This window comes from Rhizobium sp. 2MFCol3.1 (assembly GCF_000377565.1).
Taxonomy (GTDB): domain Bacteria; phylum Pseudomonadota; class Alphaproteobacteria; order Rhizobiales; family Rhizobiaceae; genus Rhizobium.
Genome location: NZ_KB898359.1, coordinates 118302 through 138936, shown reverse-complemented (window position 1 = coordinate 138936; position 20635 = coordinate 118302). Strand labels below are relative to the sequence as shown.

Genomic DNA, 20635 nt, shown 5'->3' with positions numbered 1-20635 from the left:
CGCCTGAACAAGGAATCGCGCCTGCCACCCGCAGAGGGCACTTGTACGAAGGAACCGAGGGCGAGAATCCGGCGGCGACAGATAGAAGCCATTTTACGTTAACTCCGCTCGTCGCCGCGAACTTTCCGCTTCGAAGGTCGCGACTTCCCGGCCCGAGCGTGGCGCCTGTTAAAAGGACATGTAGACCCCATGGAGACGACGGCCAAGGCGGCCGGGCGTTCATCCTTCGATGAAGGCGACCGTCGTTGTACGCTCACTGTCTGCCATTTTGTATCTTCGAACGTCTGCTTCGGGCCGAGTGGTCTCCCGCCGCGCCAAAGCTGACATTCACTGCCCTTGTGTAGACAACTGTATCAGGGTGTCGAGGAATGCGCGCACTGCCGGGTTGGACCGTCGGCTTTCAGGCCAAAGCGCCGTAATATTGTGCCGGTCCACCGCATAGTCGGCTAGAACGGGGACAAGGGCTCCCCGGCTCACCCATGCGCTGGCCATGAAACTAGTAGCTAGTCCAATTCCAGCACCCGCTGCAATGGTCGCAAGCACGGCCTCACTCGCATCGACGATGATGCCGGAGGACGGCACGATCTCAATCTCCTTGTCCCCGACCCGGAAGGGCCAGCGGAAAATCTGCCCGCTACTTTGGTAGCGCATGCCAACAGTCTCGTGTTCTTCCAACTTGTCTGGATGCGTCGGGGGGCTGCGCTCCGCAAGATATTCGGGTGAGGCGTAGCAACATAAACGATGCGGCAGGAGCCGTCGTGAGAGTAGACGCGAATCTGACACGTCGCCGATGCGGACTGCGAGATCAAAGCCACCTTCGATGAGATCAACCATATGATCGCTCAGACGCAGATCAATGTTCACCTTCGGATGGAGGCTACGAAAGCGAGGAAGCGCGGGCGCGATGACGTGCAAGCCGATCGGCAACGACGCCGCGATCCGTAATGTGCCGGCGGGCTCGGTGCGGGCTGCTTTTGCCGCCTGCTGGATTTCTTCGGCATCGCGAAGCAGCCTGAGGGCACGCTCGTGCAGATCGCGCCCTTCGGTCGTCAGGGTCAGGGAACGTGTCGTGCGTGAAAAAAGCGAAACACCGAGCTGCTTCTCGAGCCGTTGGATGCTCTTACTCACTGCCGAGGGTGAAATGGCCAGGGAGCGGGCGGCGGCAGTGTAGCTTCCAAGAGAGCCAGCGCGGGCGAATGCGATCAGCCCCGTTAGCCGTTCAACTACGATTTGTTCCTTCATGGCATTATTAAAGCGATTTATCCGACGATTATCAATCCGTGCATATGGTCGTATGGTCTGTTTAAAGATGCAAATACCCAATGAGGCAGTGATGACTGATATGATGAAAGCCGTGCGCTTGCACAGATTCGGTGGGCCGGATGTCCTTGTCTATGAGGACGCACCCATACCTGAAATCTCGGCGGATGACGTGCTGGTTCGCGTCCATGCCGCGAGCATCAACCCGCCGGATCTCTATCTGCGCGACGGCTACCGGGCTTTGCCACCGGAATGGCAGCCCAGCCAGCACTTTCCGTTGATCCTCGGCACAGACGTTTCCGGCGTGGTCACGGCGATCGGCGAAAACGTGTCGCAGTTCATGGTCGGCGACGAGGTTTATGCGATGGTTCGGTTTCCGCAGAACCTCATGACAGGAAGCAACGCATATGCCGAGTATGTTCGCGTTCCAGCATCCGACCTGGCGCCAAAGCCTGCCGGGATCGACCATATCCAAGCGTCCGCCGCGCCGATGTCGCTCCTGACCGCGTGGCAATTTCTGGTCGATCTGGGACATGACGCGCCCAACCCATTCCAGGCCTTCCCGCATGAACCAGTGCCGCTGGACGGTAAGACAGTGTTGGTAAACGGAGCCGGCGGCGGCGTCGGCCATCTCGCTGTCCAACTCGCGAAATGGCAAGGCGCAAAGGTAATTGCAGTTGCTTCCGGCAAGCACGAGGCGCTTTTGAACGATCTCCGCGCCGATATCTTCGTCGACTACACAAAGGCTGCTGCCGAGACAGTGGCGACGGACATCGATCTGGTGCTGGATGCCGTCGGCGGCGTGAACATGGAACGCTTCCTGCCGAGCATCAAGCAAGACGGCGCCCTGTTTCTTGTAAACCCCCTGGGCTTTTCCGGCTATGAGGAGGCTGCCCGGCGAAGGATCACCGTTTCTACGACGCAGGTGCGTTCGAACGGCGCCCAGCTGTCGGCAGCTAAAGGCCTACTCGATGACGGAACCGTTCGGGTGGTGATCGACAGCACCTATCCGCTGGCTGAGACATCGGCAGCGCATCGCCGTGCTTCCGAAGGGAGCATCCAGGGCAAGATCGTGCTGGTCGCCGCCTGATCACTAGGTGGCCGGTCAAGGCTCCACGCCGCGAAAAGCGGTCAGGACGCTGATAGAGGAAACTCCAATGCTGATTATAACCGGCTATATACATGTCGATCCGACCCATTTGGCGCAATTCCTTAAAGAGTTGAAGGCACTGGCTTCCACCACACGAAGACGCTCTGGCAGCATCGCCTATGATGCTGCCGTGGAAGATTCACGATCAGGGCGACTGCTGATAGCGGAACGCTGGGTCGATCAGGCTGCACTAAGCGCTCACCTGCAGGCGGCCGACACGCTTGCGTTTGTCAGCCGCTGGCGCGGTAAAATGCGAAGTGACGTCCGAAAGTATGACGCATGGAACGAACGCGACATAATGGATCGCTGAGGCGCACTTCGGCGGTGGGCCGACTGCGGTCTTCCCGTTCGCGCGGACAGTGGTCATTGTGATCGCCAGGCAGGCATTGATGCAAGCATCGTATCTTCCAAGTTCTACGGAAGGGATCAGACCTACTCAGCTATGTCCTGGCATGCACTATTGCGTAGACGGCCATAGCCGCCTAGCGACCTTCCCTTCAAATGGCCGTCACAAAACTAAAGCAAAGCACAGTCGTGTTTCCAGATCGAGATTTGATTGGAGGCTGTACAACGCAGTTCCCGATGGCGTTGCAGCTCGATAATTGGCCAGAAAAAGAGTGAAGGAGATGTTTCGTGAAGTCGTCAATGGAGGCCAACTTCGATCAAGGAAATGCTGTCCCAAAGGGCACTGCCAGTGAAGTGTTTACCACCTTCCTCAAGCTCGGCCTCACCTCGTTCGGTGGACCCATCGCACACCTCGGCTACTTCCGCGATGAAATCGTTGTTCGGCGGAAATGGCTAGACGAGAAGGGGTATGGCGACCTTGTCGCGCTATGTCAGTTCTTGCCCGGTCCGGCGTCTAGCCAGGTCGGCTTTGCCCTTGGTCTCATGCGCGGCGGCCCCTTGGGTGCACTTGCGGCATGGGCCGCATTCACACTGCCTTCCGCCATCATCCTGATTATCTTTGCTAAGGCTGCAACCGCCCTCGACAACCCGCTTGGGCAGGGTCTGCTACATGGCTTGAAGCTCGTTGCGGTCGCTGTTGTAGCACAGGCAGTATGGGGGATGGCAAAGTCCCTAACCCCCGACAAGCCGAGAATTATAATCGCCCTTCTGGCGGTCGTCGCGGTCATCTTCGCCGGCATCTTCGGACAGCTTGCTGCCATCGTCGTTGGTGGCTTTGTTGGCCTCGTCCTCTGCCGCGCCGATGCCCAACGGACCGGAGAGTTAATCGCGTTCGGGGTACCCAAGTCGGTCGGCATCGTCTGCCTGCTCGCTTTCCTTGGTCTCCTGTTTGCTCTGCCCCTTCTCGCCGGGGCACTCAGCGACCGAGGCGTGGACGTGTTTGATGCTTTCTATCGTTCCGGCTCGCTGGTATTTGGTGGCGGTCACGTTGTCCTGCCGCTTCTTTCGTCGGAAGTCGTGGGACCGGGCTGGGTTTCCGATAGCTCGTTTCTGGCGGGGTATGGCCTCGCCCAAGCCGTTCCTGGGCCGCTATTCACATTTGCTGCCTATCTAGGGGCGGTCATGTCAACGCCCCTGAATGGCATCCTCGGCGCAGCTATCTGTCTCGTCGCGATCTTCCTTCCGGGCTTCCTCCTGTTGGTAGGCGCTCTACCGTTTTGGGGTAGTGTCAGTCGCCTCCCTCTAGCTCAAGCTGCAATGAGGGGCGCGAATGCGGCTGTCGTGGGTGTACTGGGTGCGGCCCTCTATCATCCAGTATGGACAAGCGCTGTGCTCACGCAGATTGACTTCCTGCTGGCGATCACCGGCTTCCTGCTATTGGTGATCTGGCGAGCCTCACCTTGGATCGTGGTGGTGTCGCTGGCCGCCGCCGCTGCCGGCCTAAAGGTATGCGGATTAGCGTGACCACTTCACACTGAAAAGCCATTGTCGCTTTCCTGTCCGGTCTGGGCCGACTGCGATCTTCCACTTTGCGTCAACACCGGTCATCTCCCGGAAGCACTCACTGTGCTTGCGTCTCACGTCCGACGGACGCGATTGGTATGCCAACAATAATCCTATTGGCTTCCTTCACGCCGGAGAGGAGCGCCATGCTTGCGGTCGACGAATACCTAGGCCTAGCGTAGGTGCGTTGCGCGGGAGGCCAAAGTGGTTGAGGCGTGATGCTACTCGCTCGTTCGCGCAGCAGCGTCCCGTGCGGCGGCGACCTCCATAAAATCGAACCATCGTCACCGGAACTTTGTGACGGCAGGCGCAGTTATGTTCGGTAACGTACAAAGCTCGCGCAAAGCCTCGGGAGCATTCTTAGAGAAGCGAACCCTGCATGCCCACCAACCAAGTAGTTGTACTCGTTGTCGATGACGAGCCTCTTATTCGCCTGTCGATTACAGCGGATTTGGAGGACGAGGGCTTCATCGTGTTTGAAGCTGGCACCGCAGACGAGGCGATCGAGGTCCTCGAACTGCATACCGAAATTACGCTCGTGTTCACGGACGTGGACATGCCGGGAAGCATGGACGGGCTGAAACTCGCAGCATTTGTTCGCGATCGCTGGCCGCCAATTAAAATCATCGTGACATCCGGCCACCGTCAGCCCTCAGTCGAACAACTCCCCCAAGGTACGCCCTTCCTTAAAAAGCCCTACGTCTCCGGCGAAGTCGTGACCATGATCCGTGAGCTATTGACGGACTGAGTAGTCGCGGGCCCTTATTCAGGGAAGCTCATGAAACAGGGAAAACGCGTTGTTTGGACCGTAGGGTTAGTAGTGTTTGCGTGAAACGCTCAGGCCCGGAATCAGACGCCAACCGGTTCGGCAGTGGACGCGTGTTAGTCGACCGAACTGCCCGCCCTTCAAGAGCGTTCGCCGGAAATAACTCCCGTCCTCGATATAGAAAGTCTTGCTGTCAGTACGGCGGACACCAAGGTCGGCGACGTAGCAGTCGAGAACGCCGTCCTTGGCAAAGCTTAGATCAGTCTCTCAGAGCCCCTGAAGTTCGATCGCAGGCCAGACTAATACCATACCAAGGTCGGCGAACTCTCGATTTCGGAAAAGGGGGCGGTTACCGCCCTGATCTGTTGCAGGGCGCGCTCTTTTTATTCCGACGCTGACGTTGATGGTCTTCGACACTCGGCGAGGATGATCATTTGGCGCGGGATATGCCACAGCCGCATCAACTCCAATGAAGCCAAAACCCCGCGGCCAAAGCGGATGGATCGCCGGTGGTCGCCCTCATCTGCGCTCATTGGAAGGCCGCTTCCCATCTCTTCGATCAAGGAGAACTCGGCACGGCTCTTGAGTATTTTCACCTGGCGGCTCGATTAAGAACATCGGAGCTATATTTCATAATGACTAACGGACCATCGGTGATACGTCACGAGATATGGGAGAGGCAATTGGCTGTGCAGAGATCGAACACGACCAGCATGTCCGACATTACTCCGATCCACGGCAGCCTGACCAATTCGACGATCTCCGGCCGAATGGTTCTGATCCTGATTGGCGTGGGTGCATTGTTGCACATCGGCCAAGAAGTCTTCGTGCCGTTGGCCCTGGCTTTGCTGCTCACTTTCACGCTGGCGCCGATCGTCAATTTCCTTAGAAAGCGTCATGTCCCGAAAATCGCGTCCGTTTTGCTGGCGGTGGCATCCGCCTTTGTGACAATCACGCTTTTCAGCATCGTCGTTGCTACCCAGGTCGCCAATCTTGCCGATAACATTCCGACCTATCAGCGTAACATTGTCGCTAAGGTCGACGCTCTGACCCAGGCCGGCTCCGGAAGCGGCGTACTAGATCACCTGAGCAAAGCTGTCGAGCGGATTGGTAACGAGCTCAAAATCCGCGCGAACGAAAGCCAGGAAACGCCGACTGCAGAAGCCCAAAAACCCGAACCTATTCCCGTCGAGATCGTAACGCGGTCAAACCCGATAGAGACACTTGGAAGCTTCATCCTACCGCTCATCAGTCCATTCGCCTCAGCGGGCCTCGTCATCGTGCTGGTCATCTTCATGCTGCTCGAACGCGAAGCCCTGCGTGACCGCTTCATTCGGCTCGTCGGGCTGGGTGATCTCCACAAGACGACCTCTGCGCTCCAGGACGCGGGTAAGCGGGTGGGCAAATACTTGCTGATGCAATTGGTCGTGAACTCTCTCTACGCCATCCCGATCACAATCGGCCTATGGGCTCTAGGTATTCCAAACGCGATACTCTGGGGACTTCTTACGCTGGTGTTGCGCTTCGTCCCCTATATCGGGCCGGTGATCGGAATGATCCTGCCGCTTTTTCTGGCACTCGCCATCGCACCGGGTTGGTCACTTGTTGCGTGGGTCGCGGGCTTGTTCATCGTGACAGAACTGGTCAGCAACAATGTTGTGGAGCCCTGGCTTTACGGCAGCCATACAGGACTTTCGCCGCTTGCGATCATCGTCTCGGCTATTTTCTGGTCGTGGCTCTGGGGGCCTGTCGGCTTGATGCTATCGACCCCCCTGACAGTTTGTCTCGTTGTGCTTGGTCGCTATGTCCCACAGTTCAGCTTCCTCGACGTGCTACTTGGAAACGAGCCTGTCCTCCAGCCACAGGAAAAGCTCTATCAGCGGCTGCTCGCCGGCGATCCGAACGAAGCCACCGACAACGCGGAACAGCTCCTTGAGGAAGAATACCTCGTGGATTATTATGAAAGGGTTGCGCTCCCCGCGTTGATCCTGGCTGAAACCGACCGCCAGCGCGGTGTGATGACGCGGGAACAGATTGCCCTGCTTGCATCGACCACGCGTACACTCATCGATAACCTTGCCGACATCGCCGTCGAAGAAGAGAACGAGGAAGAAGACGGGCCTGCGGCGAGTGCGGGTGGCGCCAATGACAGTCAGGCGCTTCCAGATGGCGAAGGACGTATCGTTCTTTCGATTGGCGGTCGCGGGGCGATCGACGCGGCGGGAGCGGCAATGTTGGCGCAATTACTGTCAATTCAGGGTGCAGAGCTCATCGAAGTGCCGCAGACTTCGAACGAAGATGGCCCTACTGTGCCCCCCGTTGGCGTCGCCGATACAGCGATCATCACGTTTTTGAATGGAAACTCAATGTCTCATGCACGTCAGATTGTTCGCCGCTTGAAACGTCAAAAGCCGGGTCTACGTGTCGGTGTCATGATGCCGACCGCAAACGGACAGGCATACCCTCAAATAAAGGAAGACGACGTAAACGCGGATTTCGTCTGCACCACAATGAGCGACGCCATCAGAAGTGCCCTGACCGATACAGGTCCCGCCCGGCCAGAGGTGGTGGTCAAGAAGTTGGCACGACCAAGGATTCCGCGCGCGGCACAAGCGTGAATCGTGACGTGTCGACGCCGATGCACGCCACTTTCGCGCCGCCTCAAAAAAGCAGCGAGAGGCGAATTAAATCATATGCAGCGTGCATGAAACCACTATTGATGCGCCAGCAGTTTCCGGGCCTCCCGGAAAGAAATAAGGCGGCGCCGCCGTTCATCCCATAGTGCAAGTCGAACACACCCAAAGCTCTCCCACAACGTTATGCGGCCAATGCCCGCCAGTTCAGGATGAGCGCGCAGTACCTCCGGAAGTCGGTAGTATGGAATACGGCTAGCGAGATGATGAATGTGGTGGACGCCAATGTTGCCCGTTAGCCATCGAAGCACCAGCGGGAGGTCATAGTGCGAAGCGCCATGGAGAGCGGCTTTAGGAAACTTCCAGTCGTCGGCGTTTGACCAATGCGTTTCCTCAAACTGGTGTTGTACGTAAAACAGCCAAACGCCGGCAGCTCCAGCCAACAATACAACAGGAAGATGCACCAAGAGGAACGGCACCAGCCCCACGAGCCATATCGTCAATGCAGCGACAAGCGCGATCGCCAGATTGGTTGCCATTGTCGACACCCAAGGCAAGAATTCGGCCCTCATCATACCGATCGGCAGCCGTTGTTTTAGGAGGAATACCCAGATCGGGCCGATACCGAACATGACAGCTGGGTGCCTGTAGAAGCGGTATCCAAGTCTCCTTGCCGGAGAGAGGGCATAATATTCGTCGACCGTTAGGGTGGCGATGTCACCCACTCCCCGTTCGTCAAGATTGCCAGCACAGGCATGGTGCTCGGCATGGGTTCGCCGCCAGTAGTCGTAGGGCGTGAGGGTGAGAACTCCAATTATGCGTCCCGTCCATGTGTCCAACCTTCGCCGCGCGAAGAACGAGCCGTGCCCGCAGTCGTGCTGGATCATGAAAAGCCGAAGCAGGAAAGCTGCAGCAGGCAGAACTAGCAAGGCGCCCAGCCACGAACCTTGCATGATGAAGATGCACGCTCCGGCCCAGAACGCAGCGAACGGCACAGCCGTTACCACAAGCTCAAAAACGCTGCGACCAAGTCGCGGCTGCCGGTATTGCGCCAGAATCTTGATCCAAGCGCCGGTCGTATCCCGGCTTGGTGATTTTGGTTCGTGGTTTTGAGAGTTCATGTGATCCGAGCTGTTTCTGATCGCAATGCAGGACTTCCGCTCCACACCACGGTTTAAATTATAAGGCGTCAGCCTAGGCTTACGTGCTGCCTCATCTACTACGGCGCGGGAGGCGAAACCATCTGTTTTTGTTTGTGGGCTTGCGCGCCGGCCGCTTTCCCGCGTCAGTGCGGCCCGTGCAAAGCAGTGGCGGCTGCGAAATGAGACAACACGCCTGGATCTTCCTGCCGACCTCGGTGTTCAGAGACGCTTTTGTTTTACGAAGGTTCAAGCAATGGCCTCCGTATAAGAGCGTCGATCATTGGTCTTGAGTGAACACATCGATATTGAGGGGCGCATAGCAACCGATATCACACGACCTCGTAAACTGCTCGGTCGTAGAACCGTCTCCTGGTGCTTGGCGTACCCCCTACCAATTCGGCGTTCCGTGAAGTCACTGGCGGGGCGCGTCGGCCGAACCGATACACGCGACCGCGGCAGCAACATCGATGAAAGCGCTCGCATGTCGGGACTGTTCGCCTCTGGAACTATCCCGTCGTTTGGCGCGTTGAGAGCGCATAAAGTTACAGGGGTCATCATGGATACCAATCTAGCTATCGCAGCTTTTGCCGCTTCAGCCTCATTCTTGTTCATGGTGTGGGGTGTTGGTCGGAACTACTGACCGACATCAGATATCTCCGGTGGGACAAGCGCGCTAGGCCCATGCGGCGGCCTGGCACACAGAGCCTCGATGGCCAAGATATAGCTTGCATTCTCTCCAGCGCTGCTCGGTAATGCGACGTTATCTCAACCAGGAGGAATCGATGGCTAAGGGTCAAGCTAGAAGCAATAAAGAGGTCCGCAAACCAAAGAAGGACAAGGCGGCTCCAGCCGCAGCGCCGGCGACCTTCGGGGCCAAGGCTGTAGAGTCCAGCAAACAGAAGAAGCCCTAAAGCCCTTCGGCCTCTGCAACATGGTCGACGGGCAGGCTCAGCTTCAAACGCACGTGTGGTCCCGATACGTTCGGGTGCCCAGATCGTCCATCTGCCTCTCAAGTCCGCGCCAAAAGCACAGATCTGGTCGGCGAAACCCTATTATCATAGAAGGCACTAGCCAACGTGGTGTGGCTAGTGCCGTTTTGTCCTTTCAAGCAGGAGGCCACTTACGATACTGATAGCATCAACGGCCCGCGAAACGCTCTTTGGCAGCGTCCGTGACTGGCATATAGAGTGCCACGCGGGTACCCTCCGGATCCGAAATCTGCATGGTTCGGTTTCCCCATGGCAGATCCTTGGGTTCGTGGACGACCTCGACCTGATCCTTGAGCCGCGCGAATTCTGCATCGACATCCGATACCATGAACTCGAGGATAGCCGTCCTGTTCGCTCTCGGTTCCGCACTACCTGCGCTGAACAAGGCTACCGTCTCCAAGCTGCCGATTGCGACAACCGCGCCGGGTGTGACGATTTCCGCAAAGACCGGGGCGAGCCAGTCGGCTTTGACACCTGTCACAAGTTCGTAAAACGCCACCATTTTGGTCATGTCCGAGGCGACAAGGCGGGTGGATGCGAGCTTCATGATCTTCCCCTTTCTAGATGCACTATCTCTGTCCTTGCCTTTATCGCACAGGCGTGCTGACAACGTTATGGCAGCAGGAGTCAGCAGCAATGCGCAAAGCGGATCGCCTTTTCCAGATCATCCAGATATTGCGACGATCGAACCAACCGGTCACCTCGTCCGATCTGGCCGGCGAACTCGAAGTATCGCAACGTACGGTCTATCGGGACATCTCTCACCTGATTGCTCAACGCGTCCCTATCGAGGGGGAGGCGGGTTTTGGCTACGTTCTCGATCCGCGCTACGACATGCCGCCGCTCATGCTGACCCCAGAGGAGATCGAGGCTGTGGTCCTCGGCGTCCAAATGGTATCCAGATTGAATGACGAGGCCATGCGGAACGCTGCCAGAGACGTGATTGCCAAGATAACGTCCGTCATGCCGCACGACCTGCTTCCCTTTATCGCCCAGCCCGCCGTCGGCATAAAGCCGGATGATGTCAGTCATGACACGACGGGCGATACACGTCTGCTTAGGCTAGCGATCAGGGAGGGACGAAAACTTCTGATCGACTATCGCGCCGCGGATGGAACCATTACCAATCGCATCGTCTGGCCAGTGCTCTTGGGCTATGCCGACACACACAGCCTCTTGATCGCGTGGTGCCAATCGAAACAATCGTTTCGGCACTTCCGCGCAGATCGCATTCTTCAAGCAGACGTCCTCGATGAGCGTATAGGCATACCCCGCAACAAACTGATGCAGGAATGGCGAGGCGGCGAAATGCAAAAAATTGTCAAGACGGGATGACCGCTTCGGGCCGACTGCGGTCTTCCGCTTCGAGCCGATTGCTGACATCAGGCCGCGACTGCCGCAGGACGCGGCCGCGTCGTCGCTTTGGTCAGATGGTCAAGATGATCTTTCCACGAGCGCGCCCGGATGCCTGGCGTTCGAAAGCCCGATCGAACTGGCTGAATGGCAACACGCTGTCGACGAGAATCTCGACATCGAAGGACTGTATTGCCTTCACGGCGTCGGTCAGGCGAGCGCGGTTCGAACTGTGAAAGATGAACCCGGCATCGACGCTGTAGGCTTTCGCCATGGTCTCGTCCGGCGGCGCCACGATCGAGGCGATCTTGCCGCCACGACGCAGAACCTTGTAGGATTCTTGCTGGGTTTCGCTGCCGATCGTGTCGAGAACAAAATCGATGTCGGCAATCTTGTCGGCAAAATCCTCGTGGCGATAGTCGATGACGAAATCGGCGCCAAGCTTGCGCGCGATGTCGATACCGTCGCCCGAGGCGGTCGCGATAACGCGAGCGCCCAATCCACGGGCGAACTGGATCGCAAAGCTCCCGACGCCACCTGCACCGGCGTGGATCAGAACCGTCTGACCACTGACAATACCGGCATATTCGACCAGCGCCTGCCATGCAGTTCCCGCTGCTGTCGGAATGCCCGCCGCGGTCTCCAGTGCTAACGTCTCGGGTATCAGGACGAGCTGGTTTTCCGGTACAATTGCGAAGTCGGCAAAGGCTCCGCCCCTTGTCGGATTAAGCCGGGCGATGACTTTGTCGCCAGCGCGCCAGCGTGATGTCAGTGACCCCGTCTTCTCGATTATGCCGGACAAGTCCGTGCCCATTGCAGAGGGGAAATTGAGGGGGAAGTAGTCATGCGCCAGGCCGCTCTGCAGCTTCACGTCAAGTGGATTGAGCGAGGCGGCGACAACGCGGACGAGGACCTCGCCCTCATCCGGAACAGGGGCTGCAATCTCTTGCGACTGCGGCATGCGATCATAGGCGGAAAGGATCATGCTTTTCATTTGAATATCCTCAGGCGGCGTTCGGGGCTGCGCCCACCTGCGCAAACCAGCCCATCCAGTCCTCCATGTGATGGGTGCGGGTCAGTCGGCCGTTTTCGAAGGCATGGAATTCGTGGATCGGCAGCGCAAACTCCTTTTGGGTCGGGGCAACCCCGAGCAGCTCGCCGACATGGCGCCCCTTCATGACCGCCCGGACAGCGGCGCGGTTCGGTCCGCCGATAACTTCGAGGATTTCGATGCGCAGCTCCGCAAATACAGTCCCGAAGCCCTCGATCAGCGGCTTTGCGCCATCGCGACCAGTGGCCTGGCCCGGCGCCAAGGGAATGTCCTGCCAGTCGGCGGTGACGCAATCGTCGAGAAGCGCAGGCTCTCCGGCGAAGGCGCGGTAAAAAGTCTTGAGCATCTGCAGATCGGCTTCGCTGATCCCGCTGCTGCGAATTTCGGTTTCATTGGGCATTGACTGGCTCCGTGTTCATTCAATGAAACGGAAATAGCCCGCGCTAAAACATTATTGAAATCGATATAATGTATGCCGTAACATCCATGGAATGGATTTACATGGTATCGATCTCAACCTCCTTGTCGCTTTCGACGCTCTGATTGCGGAGCGCAGCGTTACGCGTGCCGGCATCCGCATTGGCCGCACACAGCCCGCGATGAGTGCGGCCTTGAGCAGATTGCGCGCGCTGTTGAACGATGAGCTCTTCGTGCGGGGCCCCGATGGCCTCCATCCAACCATGCGGGCTCTCGAATTGGCGGAGCCGATCAGCCGCGCTTTGACCGATATTCAAAGAACACTTGAGTTCCGCCAGGTCTTCGATCCCGCGCAGTCGACGGCGACTTTCGCCATCGGATTGGCCGAGCATCCTGCCCACCTGATCCTGCCAAGGCTGGTCGCGCGGCTCAGGCAGGATGCGCCTGGAGTCATCCTGCAAATTCGCAGCTTCGTGCATCGCGACGATGCGGTGGCGCTGCTCGATGACGGAGAAGCCGACGTAACGATCGGCGTACCACACACGCCGGCGGGGCGTATCTTGAGCCAAGCCTTGTTTGCCGAGCGATTTGTCTGCGTGGTCAGAAACGGCCACCCTCAAGCCGACCAACCGATGACGTTGGACACGTTTCTGGAACTGTCGCATCTCCTCGTGTCGCCTGAAAATGACAGTTTCGGCTTGGTGGATGCGGCACTTTCGAAGCAAGGGCTGCGCCGCCGCCTCGCTCTCACCCTTCCGCAGATGTATGCAGCGCCCGCTTTGGTCGCGTCGTCGGATCTGATCGCAACGCTTATGCAAGGGGTTGTAGAAGCGTCGGGTCGTGCCGCGGAATTGCGCGTGAAAGATCCCCCGCTGGACCTGCCCAGTGTTCAATACAATATGGCTTGGCATCGCCGAAACGACGTTCATCCAGCGCAGAAATGGTTCAGGAGCTTGATCGCCTCACTGTGTGTATAAAGTGATCGGCTACCTGGTTTGGATTGCGATGCGATCAAAGCGCCCGGTTGGTTTGCTCACTAACGTGCGTGTGCATGACCGCAAAGGGCCGACTGCGGTCTTCCGCTACGCGCCATGTGCGACCGTTACCTGATCGGCCACTCGCACTGTCGGTTGCAAAAAGAACCGCCGTATGCCCCATCTAATTTCGACCATATACTTCGAAGGCCCTTTCGCTCTTTTGCGGCCCCTCGACGACGTAGCGTCTTACCTCGAAGTCCGGCAGGACTTGCACGGTACGGTCCAATCGATGCTTGAGCCGCCAGTGAAAGACCTGGAAATGCTCATATCGAATGTTTATTAAAGATTAGGCGATTAGCGCAAGAGAGGGTAAGGTCCGATGTCGGCCTATTCTTCCGGGCAGAGCCGATTGGGAGATTCCACGTGCTCTTGCCTAAAAGTAGGAGTACCGATGATGAATGCCAGATCCAGCAACTATGTTGCGCCGATGACTATTGGTCTTCAAGCCGTCACGACGCACACGAAAATACCCAACCCTCCACCGGTACAAAGCAGGCTGCATAAGTTTGCAATTAGGGGTGTGCCTGCGGGTGAACGCGTCCACGCCAAAGTTTACTCGATGAGCGATTTGCGGCGTGGGCTGGAAAAGCACGCTACTTGATCAGCGCCCGAAATTACGCGTGGGAGCAATTTATGACTATCCCACCACCGTTCGAAAGCATGTCTGTCGACGAGAGGATGGCCATCCTCAGGGCGCTTGCTCATAGGCTGCAGATTTGCGCGCGTGCCGCTGAGCGTGATTGCGATCCAGTTTGCGAGTTGTTGCTGGCACTCAGTGTTCGACTGTCAGGATGCTGTGAAGAGGTGGCAGCCGACCCGCTTCGTGGCGCCGACGTTGTTAAAAAGCCGTCAGGTTGCTCAGCGAATTCGCGCTACGTCGACCCATAGGCACGTTTCATGGATCCGCGATCACGTCGCAACACTGATCTTGGGGCAGATCGATCAGCGATTGGTCCACAACGCCAAACGCAGTTTGCCACCAAACTCTCATCCCCAGGTCTAATTGCTGCTGCAGCGGAGGGTAAATATGACCGAAAATCCAAAGACTGGATTGCCTGGTGCGCCAGGGAAACCAGGTAAACCTGGAAAGGGTCAGAACCCCGGAAAGGGCGGGTCAGGCGGTGCCGGTGGAAAGCCGGGCGCGCCCGGAAAGGGAGACGGAAAGACCTAAGGAACCTATGCCATCTTCATTCGTGAACAATCGTGTAATCCGTGGTAAGCACTGACGACCGCAAGGGGCCGACTGCCGTCTTGGGCCGACGCATGTCCGCAAAGGGCCAGCTGCGGTCTTGAAGTTTGCGTGGCAAAAGGCAAACGCTTATTGGCGTCGCAAATGTGCTGACTTGCCAGCAAATACTGAGCGAAACTTTTCAACGGCCTCAATACCCGACTAGGGCCGCATGGTTTAACCCGGTTGCGCGCAGGATGGCCAGTTCTGATTGAAGTGCGACGACCCCTTCCTTTGATCACTAGCCCGCGGCGTCGCCAATTCGGCGACGATGTGAAGCTCGAACCGAGTTACGTTGCTCAAGCGAAAACCCGCGACCTTGCCAAACCCCGGCTGCGAGTGGAACCATTGACGGCTATCTAGCTTCTTTATACTGGTCACGACCGCGGAGGATTCACCTGTTCATCGTCCATCACCTCAATAATAGTCGCTCCCAGCGCGTCCTTTGGCTGATGGAGGAGCTGGGACTTGATTACAGGATCCGCTTTTACGAGCGAAATAGGGATATGTCCGCTCCCGAGGCGTTGCGGACAGTTCATCCGCTCGGAAAGTCTCCGATTGTCGAGGATCTCGATAGCCCCGCAGGCTGCCAGGTGTTGGTGGAGACCGGTGCGATCGTGGAATACCTGACCGGCGTGGCCGGCGGCAAGCTGGGCCCGCCTCCGACACCCCGGGAAGTCGTCTTATATCGCCAGTACCTTCACTATGCCGAGGGTTCGCTGATGCCGATACTCTTCGCCAGCCTTGTCGCATCGAAAATACCCCTTTTCGGACGGTTTGCATTGAAGCGTATATGGCCGATGCTCGAAACGCACCTGCACTTCCTCGAGCAGGAACTCCGCAGTCGCAAATGGTTCGCTGGAGCCGAGTTCACCGCGGCCGACGTCATGATGAGTTTCCCGCTTGAGGCGGCGGGGTCACGTGGGTTTCTCGACGATAGTAAAAGAGCCACGACAGACTGGATCAAACGCATCCACGCCCGTCCCGCCTACCATCGAGCCGTGGAGAAAGGCGGACCATATGCATTTGGCCCCCGCGATCATCAACGCAAAGAATCCGACGAAACTTAAGACAATCGCTCTGAACGGCACCTCGAAACCTAGCGGGCGCGAGCCGTCATCCACCGACCGAATACTCGACCTCATTGCACGCGGTCCACCCGAAAAGGCGTGTCAAGGGCGAAAGCATCCGGTCGGCCAACCATGACACCAAGCCCGGCGCCACATCCGACGAAGGACTGTGTGACGCGCGGCCCAACGTCAGAAAGGTAGATTTTGGATGCGAACATGATAACGGGGATAAGTACTTGGCTTGGGCAACCATCCTCGGTCGCCGAACGCGCCCTTGAGCCATGAACGCTTTAGTCTCAGGAGACCGGCGCCACGGGGCAGATGATTTTTACGGCCGGGGCGGGGGATACGATGGCGCCCATCACGTTTCTGCCGAAGTTTACTCGGCCCTGAACGATTTGGGCTTCACCGTTGCCGGCAATACGGTCGCCTATTGGGTTGGCGAGGCAATGGGCAGTCAGAACGTTGTGAACCTCGATGAGATCACTGAGGGCGTTACGTCAGCAGTCGACAGGCTTTATTGCGGTCCGTTTAGCGGGATTGTTGACGTACAGAGCGATATAGATCTTGCGCCGTCTTCGTGGATCGAGTTGCAGCCGCCTCGATCTGGAATATCGTAGGTTTCGCGCACATGAGTTACTCCGTTGGATCGACCGCGATGGTGCGGCAGACGGCGTTCCGTGTTGATGCATTCGTAAGATGTTGCTGATGAACTCGTCATGAGACACAACCTAAATCAGGATCCAATCGTGCGGTTGCGGACCAAGCTCGTACCGCGGGAACCGGCAATCCTGAGCGAGGTTGTACATATGCTTATAGAAGGAGGTGCCGAATGCCTACGGTGATTGATGTCGATTTCCAAATCCGATGGGCGGTTCCGGTTCACCTGCGGATCGCTGGCGGTGGCCGTAAATGTATTAATGGGCCCGATGCCGCCCTGTTAGCGTTAAAAGGCCAATGGCCCTCGAAGGATAGTGCAGAATTCAGCTTGGCGGTGGCCAGGTGCCGCAAGGCTTTGATGGAGCACGGAAGCGCGGAGTTGGCTCGCCAGAGTTTCGTCAACGCGGCAGTTCGAGCGAAGGTGCTTTCATGACAGCGATCTCAGCCACGCCAGTCAATTGGGCCATCATCTTGGGATGCGCAACGCTACTATGCTGGATGTTTGCCGGTTTCTCCGCCGTTTTGGCGACTAGGGGCGAAATCAGGAGCGCGGAGCCAGGCCGATTTAGTGTTTATCTCACGACTGGATTGGCCGTGACCGGTTTTCTTGCATTGACCGCGATGGGCCTATTACTAGGATTTGGTTCGTAAACACCGGTTTGATGTTGCCGGCACGACATGGAGGACATCATGCCACGGTGGGCTCATCTGTGTATTGATATGCAAAGGATGTTCGACGAGGAGACCGCGTGGAACGTTCCATGGATGGCGAAGGTATCCAATCATATCGAGGAACTGACGGCGCGAGCACCCGAACGCACCATCTTCACCCGCTTTATACCGCCACGCTCGGCTGGGGAAATGCCAGGTGCATGGAAGGCATATTACCAAAAATGGGATCAGATGACTCTGAACCGCTTACCGCGCGAGCTTGTTGACCTTTTGCCAGCCTTGGCTCGATTTGCCCCGCCAGCGCGGGTTTTTGACAAGTGGACGTATTCCCCTTGGGTGGACGGACGGCTTCATCAACTCCTGGTCCAAGACGGCGTCGATACCGTTATCGTCACAGGAGGGGAGACAGATGTTTGCGTGCTAGCGACGGTGGTCGGCGCGATCGACCTTGGCTATCGCTTGCTAATTCCGCATGACGCAGTGTGTAGTGGGGCCGATAGCACGCACGATTCAACCCTGGCGCTTCTTGGCGCAAGGTTCTCAGTCCAGGTCGAGATGACTTCCACAGAAGCCCTACTAGCGAACGTTGTTTAGGAAAATGCAACCAGCTGCGGCTCCTGTTCGCGGTGACCCGGCAGGATAGAGGTCGGTCACGATCAAGACGAAGGGCGGCAGATATCGCGGAAGTTCTCCAGGATGATACAAGTCTGCCAAGCTACGTCGCCGTCCGAGTTAAAACAGTCAAAATCGAGCCGGGCGTAAAAAGAGGCTGAGGCAACCGACGGGTGCGCCTGTAAATGAAACTTGCTTATAGACGAACGTACACGCTACGGGCGTGAAAGCGCCGGTGCGGCAGTGCGCGCGTTCCTGGGTCGCGTCCCCTTGGAACGGTTTGGCTTAAGTTGCGACGATGATTCAGTGAGCTGGATTTGATCGTCACGTGGTTCGCCCCGCTATGGGTTTTGTCGTGCTTTGCAGCAGCTCTAGCAGGACATCATTGGCCTCCGTTCCGGCAATGCCAAGGTCGCGCACCGAGCTCATGTGATTGCGTCCGCGTAGGACCTTTTCAGCAACCGGTACGCCTTGCCTTCTCAAGACGTCCGAAAACGCGCTCATCTGAGTGTGAAACGGGTTTGTTTCTTGTTCACCAACCGCGAGGATCACCCGGCAGCCAGGATCATGGAAATGGTGAAGCGGCGTGAATCTTTCGATTTCCTCCTCCGTCAGGTTGATCTCGCTCTGGAGAAAAGAACTTTTCAACGGTCGAAGGTCGTAGAGCCCTCCCAGAAGTAGGGCCCCAATGATCTCAGTGCCTGGTGGACTGAGGTAAATCAAATGGCTCGCCAGATGGGCTCCCGCCGAGTGACCACTGATCGTAATTGATGCGGGATCGCCGCCATGTTCGCTGATATGATCGCGCACCCACGCCTTGGCTCGAAAGACCTGATCCACGAGCACTTCCATCCGAACATCTGGCATCAGTGAATAATCGACAATCACTGCGATCCCGCCCGCATCGGTTATGGGTCTCGCGACGTAGGAATATTCGCGTTTGGACCACATCCGCCAGTAACCGCCATGTATGAAGATGTGGACCGGCAGGCCTTCGCGATGGCCGGCTGGAAAAAACAAGTCCACCGTTTCACTTGGGCCCGTGCCGTATGCGATATCCGCGATCATGGGCAGGGTCTCGCGCGCCCGTGCGCTCGCCTGCACGATTTCGGAGACAATGTTGTCGAAATCCGCGACATGATCGCGGATGCGGAATGGATCGGACCCCAATGAATATCCTCCGGATCAGAAACTTGTTGCGATATATTTCGCTTCCATGAACTCCGCAATGCCGTGGTGTTGTCCGCCCTCACGACCTAGTCCGCTTTGCTTGACACCGCCGAAGGGGGCGGCCGGATCGGAGACCAAGCCACGGTTTAGTGCAATCATGCCCGCCTCAATAGCCGACGACACCCGAAGACCGCGGGCAAGATCGCGTGTGTAAACATAGGCTGCCAGTCCGTACTCGGTGTCGTTTGCAAGGTCGATCGCTTCTTGCTCGGTCTCAAATCGATAGATTGGCGCAACGGGTCCGAAGATTTCTTCTTCAGCCATTTCGCTTTCCGCGGACACATTTGCAAGTACTGTTGGTGGATAGAAAAAGCCGGACCCTGACGGCGCTTCGCCACCACACAGAACACGTGCGCCTTTGCCTTTCGCATCATCAACCAGGCGGCTGATCTTGTCGACTGCCTTGCGGGTAATCATAGGGCCGCAGTCCGTGTCGGCCTCGACACCCGAGCCGACCTTCAAGGCTGACATGCGATCGGACAGCCCTTTGGCGAAAGCGTCGTGGATCCGGGACTGCACGTAGAACCGGTTTGCTGCCGTGCAGGCTTCACCAGCGTTGCGCATCTTGGCGATCATAGCGCCATCGAGCGCGGCGTCGAGATCCGCGTCGTCGAAAACCACGAACGGTGCGTTTCCACCAAGCTCCATCGAGCAGGAAATGACGTGCTTTGACGCTTCAGCAAGCAATTGTCGCCCGACGCCAGTTGATCCAGTGAATGAGAGCTTCCTGACGCGCGGGTCGGCCAAGACCGTCGATGTTACGGGCCCGGGGTTGGTTGTCGTCAGCACGTTGACAACGCCCTTTGGCACACCGGCCTCTTCGTATATCGCTGCGAGAGCATAAGCTGTGAGTGGGGTTTCGCTCGCGGGCTTGAGAATGACGGTACAGCCAGCCGCTAGCGCTGGCGCAATTTTCCGGGTGGCCATCGCCGCCGGGAAATTCCAGGGCGTGATCAGCAGACAAATTCCGATCGGCTGATAATCGACGATGATGCGGTTGGTGCCGGATGGAGCTATGGCGAATTCGCCGCTGATGCGCACAGCCTCTTCGGCGTTCCAGCGGAAAAATTCCGCAGCATACGCAACTTCACCGCGGGCGTCCCGCAGCGCTTTGCCGTTCTCCATGGAAATGAGCGTAGCCAGCATGTCCGACCGATCGATCATCAGCTCGAAGCAACGACGCAGAATTTCGGAGCGTTTACGAGGAGGTGTCGCTCGCCAAGATGGCGCTGCCGCCGCGGCCGCGTCTACACTGGCTCTGGCATCCTCGATCGTTGCATCGGGAACGGTAGCCAAAATGCCACCCGTCGATGGATCGACGACGTCGATCTGCCTCCCCGAGTGGGAGGGTCGCCATTGTCCGTCGATATAGAGCCCGCGCGCAGCGGCATTGAGGTCTGGCAGGTGGCGGTTTGCCGGGGTGATCTGTTGGGCGATTGTCATGGTTTCCTCGATAA

The 20635-nt window shown here is 57.5% G+C and carries 17 protein-coding genes; 10 read left to right on the top strand and 7 right to left on the bottom strand.

Annotated elements, in window-relative coordinates:
* Positions 1-327: 327 nt before the first annotated feature.
* Complete coding sequence (locus D460_RS0115530) at positions 328-1242, bottom strand: LysR family transcriptional regulator (protein WP_018899489.1); 915 nt, start codon at positions 1240-1242, stop codon at positions 328-330.
* A gap of 91 nt (positions 1243-1333) precedes the next feature.
* On the opposite strand from D460_RS0115530, the gene D460_RS0115525 reads away from it, so the two are divergent.
* The 5 genes from D460_RS0115525 (at position 1334) to D460_RS0115510 (ending at position 7702) form a co-directional block, all read left to right on the top strand.
* Positions 1334-2350, top strand: a complete 1017-nt coding sequence (locus D460_RS0115525; RefSeq protein ID WP_018899488.1) for an NADP-dependent oxidoreductase — start codon at positions 1334-1336, stop codon at positions 2348-2350.
* Between the two features lie 67 nt (positions 2351-2417).
* On the top strand, positions 2418-2720 hold the full coding sequence (locus D460_RS33155) for a putative quinol monooxygenase (protein ID WP_018899487.1): 303 nt from the start codon (positions 2418-2420) through the stop codon (positions 2718-2720).
* Between the two features lie 335 nt (positions 2721-3055).
* A complete protein-coding gene (gene chrA, locus D460_RS0115520) occupies positions 3056-4279 on the top strand; it encodes a chromate efflux transporter (RefSeq protein ID WP_018899486.1) in 1224 nt (407 codons plus the stop codon).
* 418 nt (positions 4280-4697) lie between these two features.
* Positions 4698-5066 (top strand): response regulator, encoded by a 369-nt coding sequence (locus D460_RS0115515; protein ID WP_018899485.1) that lies wholly within the window; start codon positions 4698-4700, stop codon positions 5064-5066.
* Positions 5067-5854: 788 nt separating this feature from the next.
* Positions 5855-7702: an AI-2E family transporter gene (locus D460_RS0115510; RefSeq protein WP_245267760.1), complete on the top strand. Its 1848-nt coding sequence runs from the start codon at positions 5855-5857 to the stop codon at positions 7700-7702.
* A gap of 95 nt (positions 7703-7797) precedes the next feature.
* Here D460_RS0115510 and D460_RS0115505 read toward each other — a convergent pair whose 3' ends face one another.
* Entirely contained in the window at positions 7798-8838 is a 1041-nt protein-coding gene (locus D460_RS0115505) for a fatty acid desaturase (RefSeq protein WP_018899483.1), read from the bottom strand.
* 1158 nt (positions 8839-9996) lie between these two features.
* The gene (locus D460_RS0115495) at positions 9997-10395 is read right to left on the bottom strand and encodes a VOC family protein (RefSeq protein ID WP_026283194.1); all 399 of its coding nucleotides are present in this window, start codon (positions 10393-10395) and stop codon (positions 9997-9999) included.
* Between the two features lie 89 nt (positions 10396-10484).
* Between D460_RS0115495 and D460_RS0115490 the strand changes: the two genes are divergently transcribed.
* On the top strand, positions 10485-11183 hold the full coding sequence (locus tag D460_RS0115490) for a YafY family protein (RefSeq protein ID WP_018899480.1): 699 nt from the start codon (positions 10485-10487) through the stop codon (positions 11181-11183).
* A gap of 91 nt (positions 11184-11274) precedes the next feature.
* Here the strand turns inward: D460_RS0115490 and D460_RS0115485 are convergent, their stop codons facing one another.
* Together D460_RS0115485 and D460_RS0115480 are read right to left on the bottom strand one after the other, a co-directional pair.
* Positions 11275-12195, bottom strand: a complete 921-nt coding sequence (locus tag D460_RS0115485) for an NADP-dependent oxidoreductase (protein ID WP_018899479.1) — start codon at positions 12193-12195, stop codon at positions 11275-11277.
* Positions 12196-12205: 10 nt separating this feature from the next.
* Positions 12206-12652: an ester cyclase gene (locus tag D460_RS0115480; RefSeq protein WP_018899478.1), complete on the bottom strand. Its 447-nt coding sequence runs from the start codon at positions 12650-12652 to the stop codon at positions 12206-12208.
* A 91-nt stretch (positions 12653-12743) separates the two neighbouring features.
* Between D460_RS0115480 and D460_RS0115475 the strand changes: the two genes are divergently transcribed.
* From D460_RS0115475 to D460_RS0115450, 4 genes are all read left to right on the top strand, one after another.
* Complete coding sequence (locus tag D460_RS0115475; protein ID WP_018899477.1) at positions 12744-13646, top strand: LysR family transcriptional regulator; 903 nt, start codon at positions 12744-12746, stop codon at positions 13644-13646.
* A gap of 1686 nt (positions 13647-15332) precedes the next feature.
* Positions 15333-16004, top strand: coding sequence for a glutathione S-transferase (locus D460_RS33150; RefSeq protein WP_037111440.1), 672 nt, complete (start codon positions 15333-15335; stop codon positions 16002-16004).
* 832 nt (positions 16005-16836) lie between these two features.
* Positions 16837-17097, top strand: coding sequence for a DUF982 domain-containing protein (locus D460_RS0115455; protein WP_018899473.1), 261 nt, complete (start codon positions 16837-16839; stop codon positions 17095-17097).
* A 245-nt stretch (positions 17098-17342) separates the two neighbouring features.
* Entirely contained in the window at positions 17343-17930 is a 588-nt protein-coding gene (locus D460_RS0115450) for an isochorismatase family cysteine hydrolase (RefSeq protein WP_018899472.1), read from the top strand.
* Positions 17931-18272: 342 nt separating this feature from the next.
* On the opposite strand, the gene D460_RS0115445 is transcribed toward D460_RS0115450, so the two are convergent.
* Together D460_RS0115445 and D460_RS0115440 are read right to left on the bottom strand one after the other, a co-directional pair.
* On the bottom strand, positions 18273-19118 hold the full coding sequence (locus D460_RS0115445) for an alpha/beta hydrolase (RefSeq protein ID WP_018899471.1): 846 nt from the start codon (positions 19116-19118) through the stop codon (positions 18273-18275).
* 15 nt (positions 19119-19133) lie between these two features.
* Entirely contained in the window at positions 19134-20621 is a 1488-nt protein-coding gene (locus D460_RS0115440) for an NAD-dependent succinate-semialdehyde dehydrogenase (protein ID WP_026283193.1), read from the bottom strand.
* Positions 20622-20635 lie beyond the last annotated feature (14 nt).

Bases quoted from the DNA above. Each gene is read 5' to 3' on its own strand.
- D460_RS0115530 (WP_018899489.1), bottom strand. From the start codon at position 1,242: ATGAAGGAACAAATCGTAGTTGAACGGCTAACGGGGCTGATCGCATTC.
- D460_RS0115525 (WP_018899488.1), top strand. From the start codon at position 1,334: ATGACTGATATGATGAAAGCCGTGCGCTTGCACAGATTCGGTGGGCCG.
- D460_RS33155 (WP_018899487.1), top strand. From the start codon at position 2,418: ATGCTGATTATAACCGGCTATATACATGTCGATCCGACCCATTTGGCG.
- chrA (WP_018899486.1), top strand. From the start codon at position 3,056: ATGGAGGCCAACTTCGATCAAGGAAATGCTGTCCCAAAGGGCACTGCC.
- D460_RS0115515 (WP_018899485.1), top strand. From the start codon at position 4,698: ATGCCCACCAACCAAGTAGTTGTACTCGTTGTCGATGACGAGCCTCTT.
- D460_RS0115510 (WP_245267760.1), top strand. From the start codon at position 5,855: ATGGTTCTGATCCTGATTGGCGTGGGTGCATTGTTGCACATCGGCCAA.
- D460_RS0115505 (WP_018899483.1), bottom strand. From the start codon at position 8,838: ATGAACTCTCAAAACCACGAACCAAAATCACCAAGCCGGGATACGACC.
- D460_RS0115495 (WP_026283194.1), bottom strand. From the start codon at position 10,395: ATGAAGCTCGCATCCACCCGCCTTGTCGCCTCGGACATGACCAAAATG.
- D460_RS0115490 (WP_018899480.1), top strand. From the start codon at position 10,485: ATGCGCAAAGCGGATCGCCTTTTCCAGATCATCCAGATATTGCGACGA.
- D460_RS0115485 (WP_018899479.1), bottom strand. From the start codon at position 12,195: ATGAAAAGCATGATCCTTTCCGCCTATGATCGCATGCCGCAGTCGCAA.
- D460_RS0115480 (WP_018899478.1), bottom strand. From the start codon at position 12,652: ATGCCCAATGAAACCGAAATTCGCAGCAGCGGGATCAGCGAAGCCGAT.
- D460_RS0115475 (WP_018899477.1), top strand. From the start codon at position 12,744: ATGGATTTACATGGTATCGATCTCAACCTCCTTGTCGCTTTCGACGCT.
- D460_RS0115455 (WP_018899473.1), top strand. From the start codon at position 16,837: ATGCCTACGGTGATTGATGTCGATTTCCAAATCCGATGGGCGGTTCCG.
- D460_RS0115450 (WP_018899472.1), top strand. From the start codon at position 17,343: ATGGAGGACATCATGCCACGGTGGGCTCATCTGTGTATTGATATGCAA.
- D460_RS0115440 (WP_026283193.1), bottom strand. From the start codon at position 20,621: ATGACAATCGCCCAACAGATCACCCCGGCAAACCGCCACCTGCCAGAC.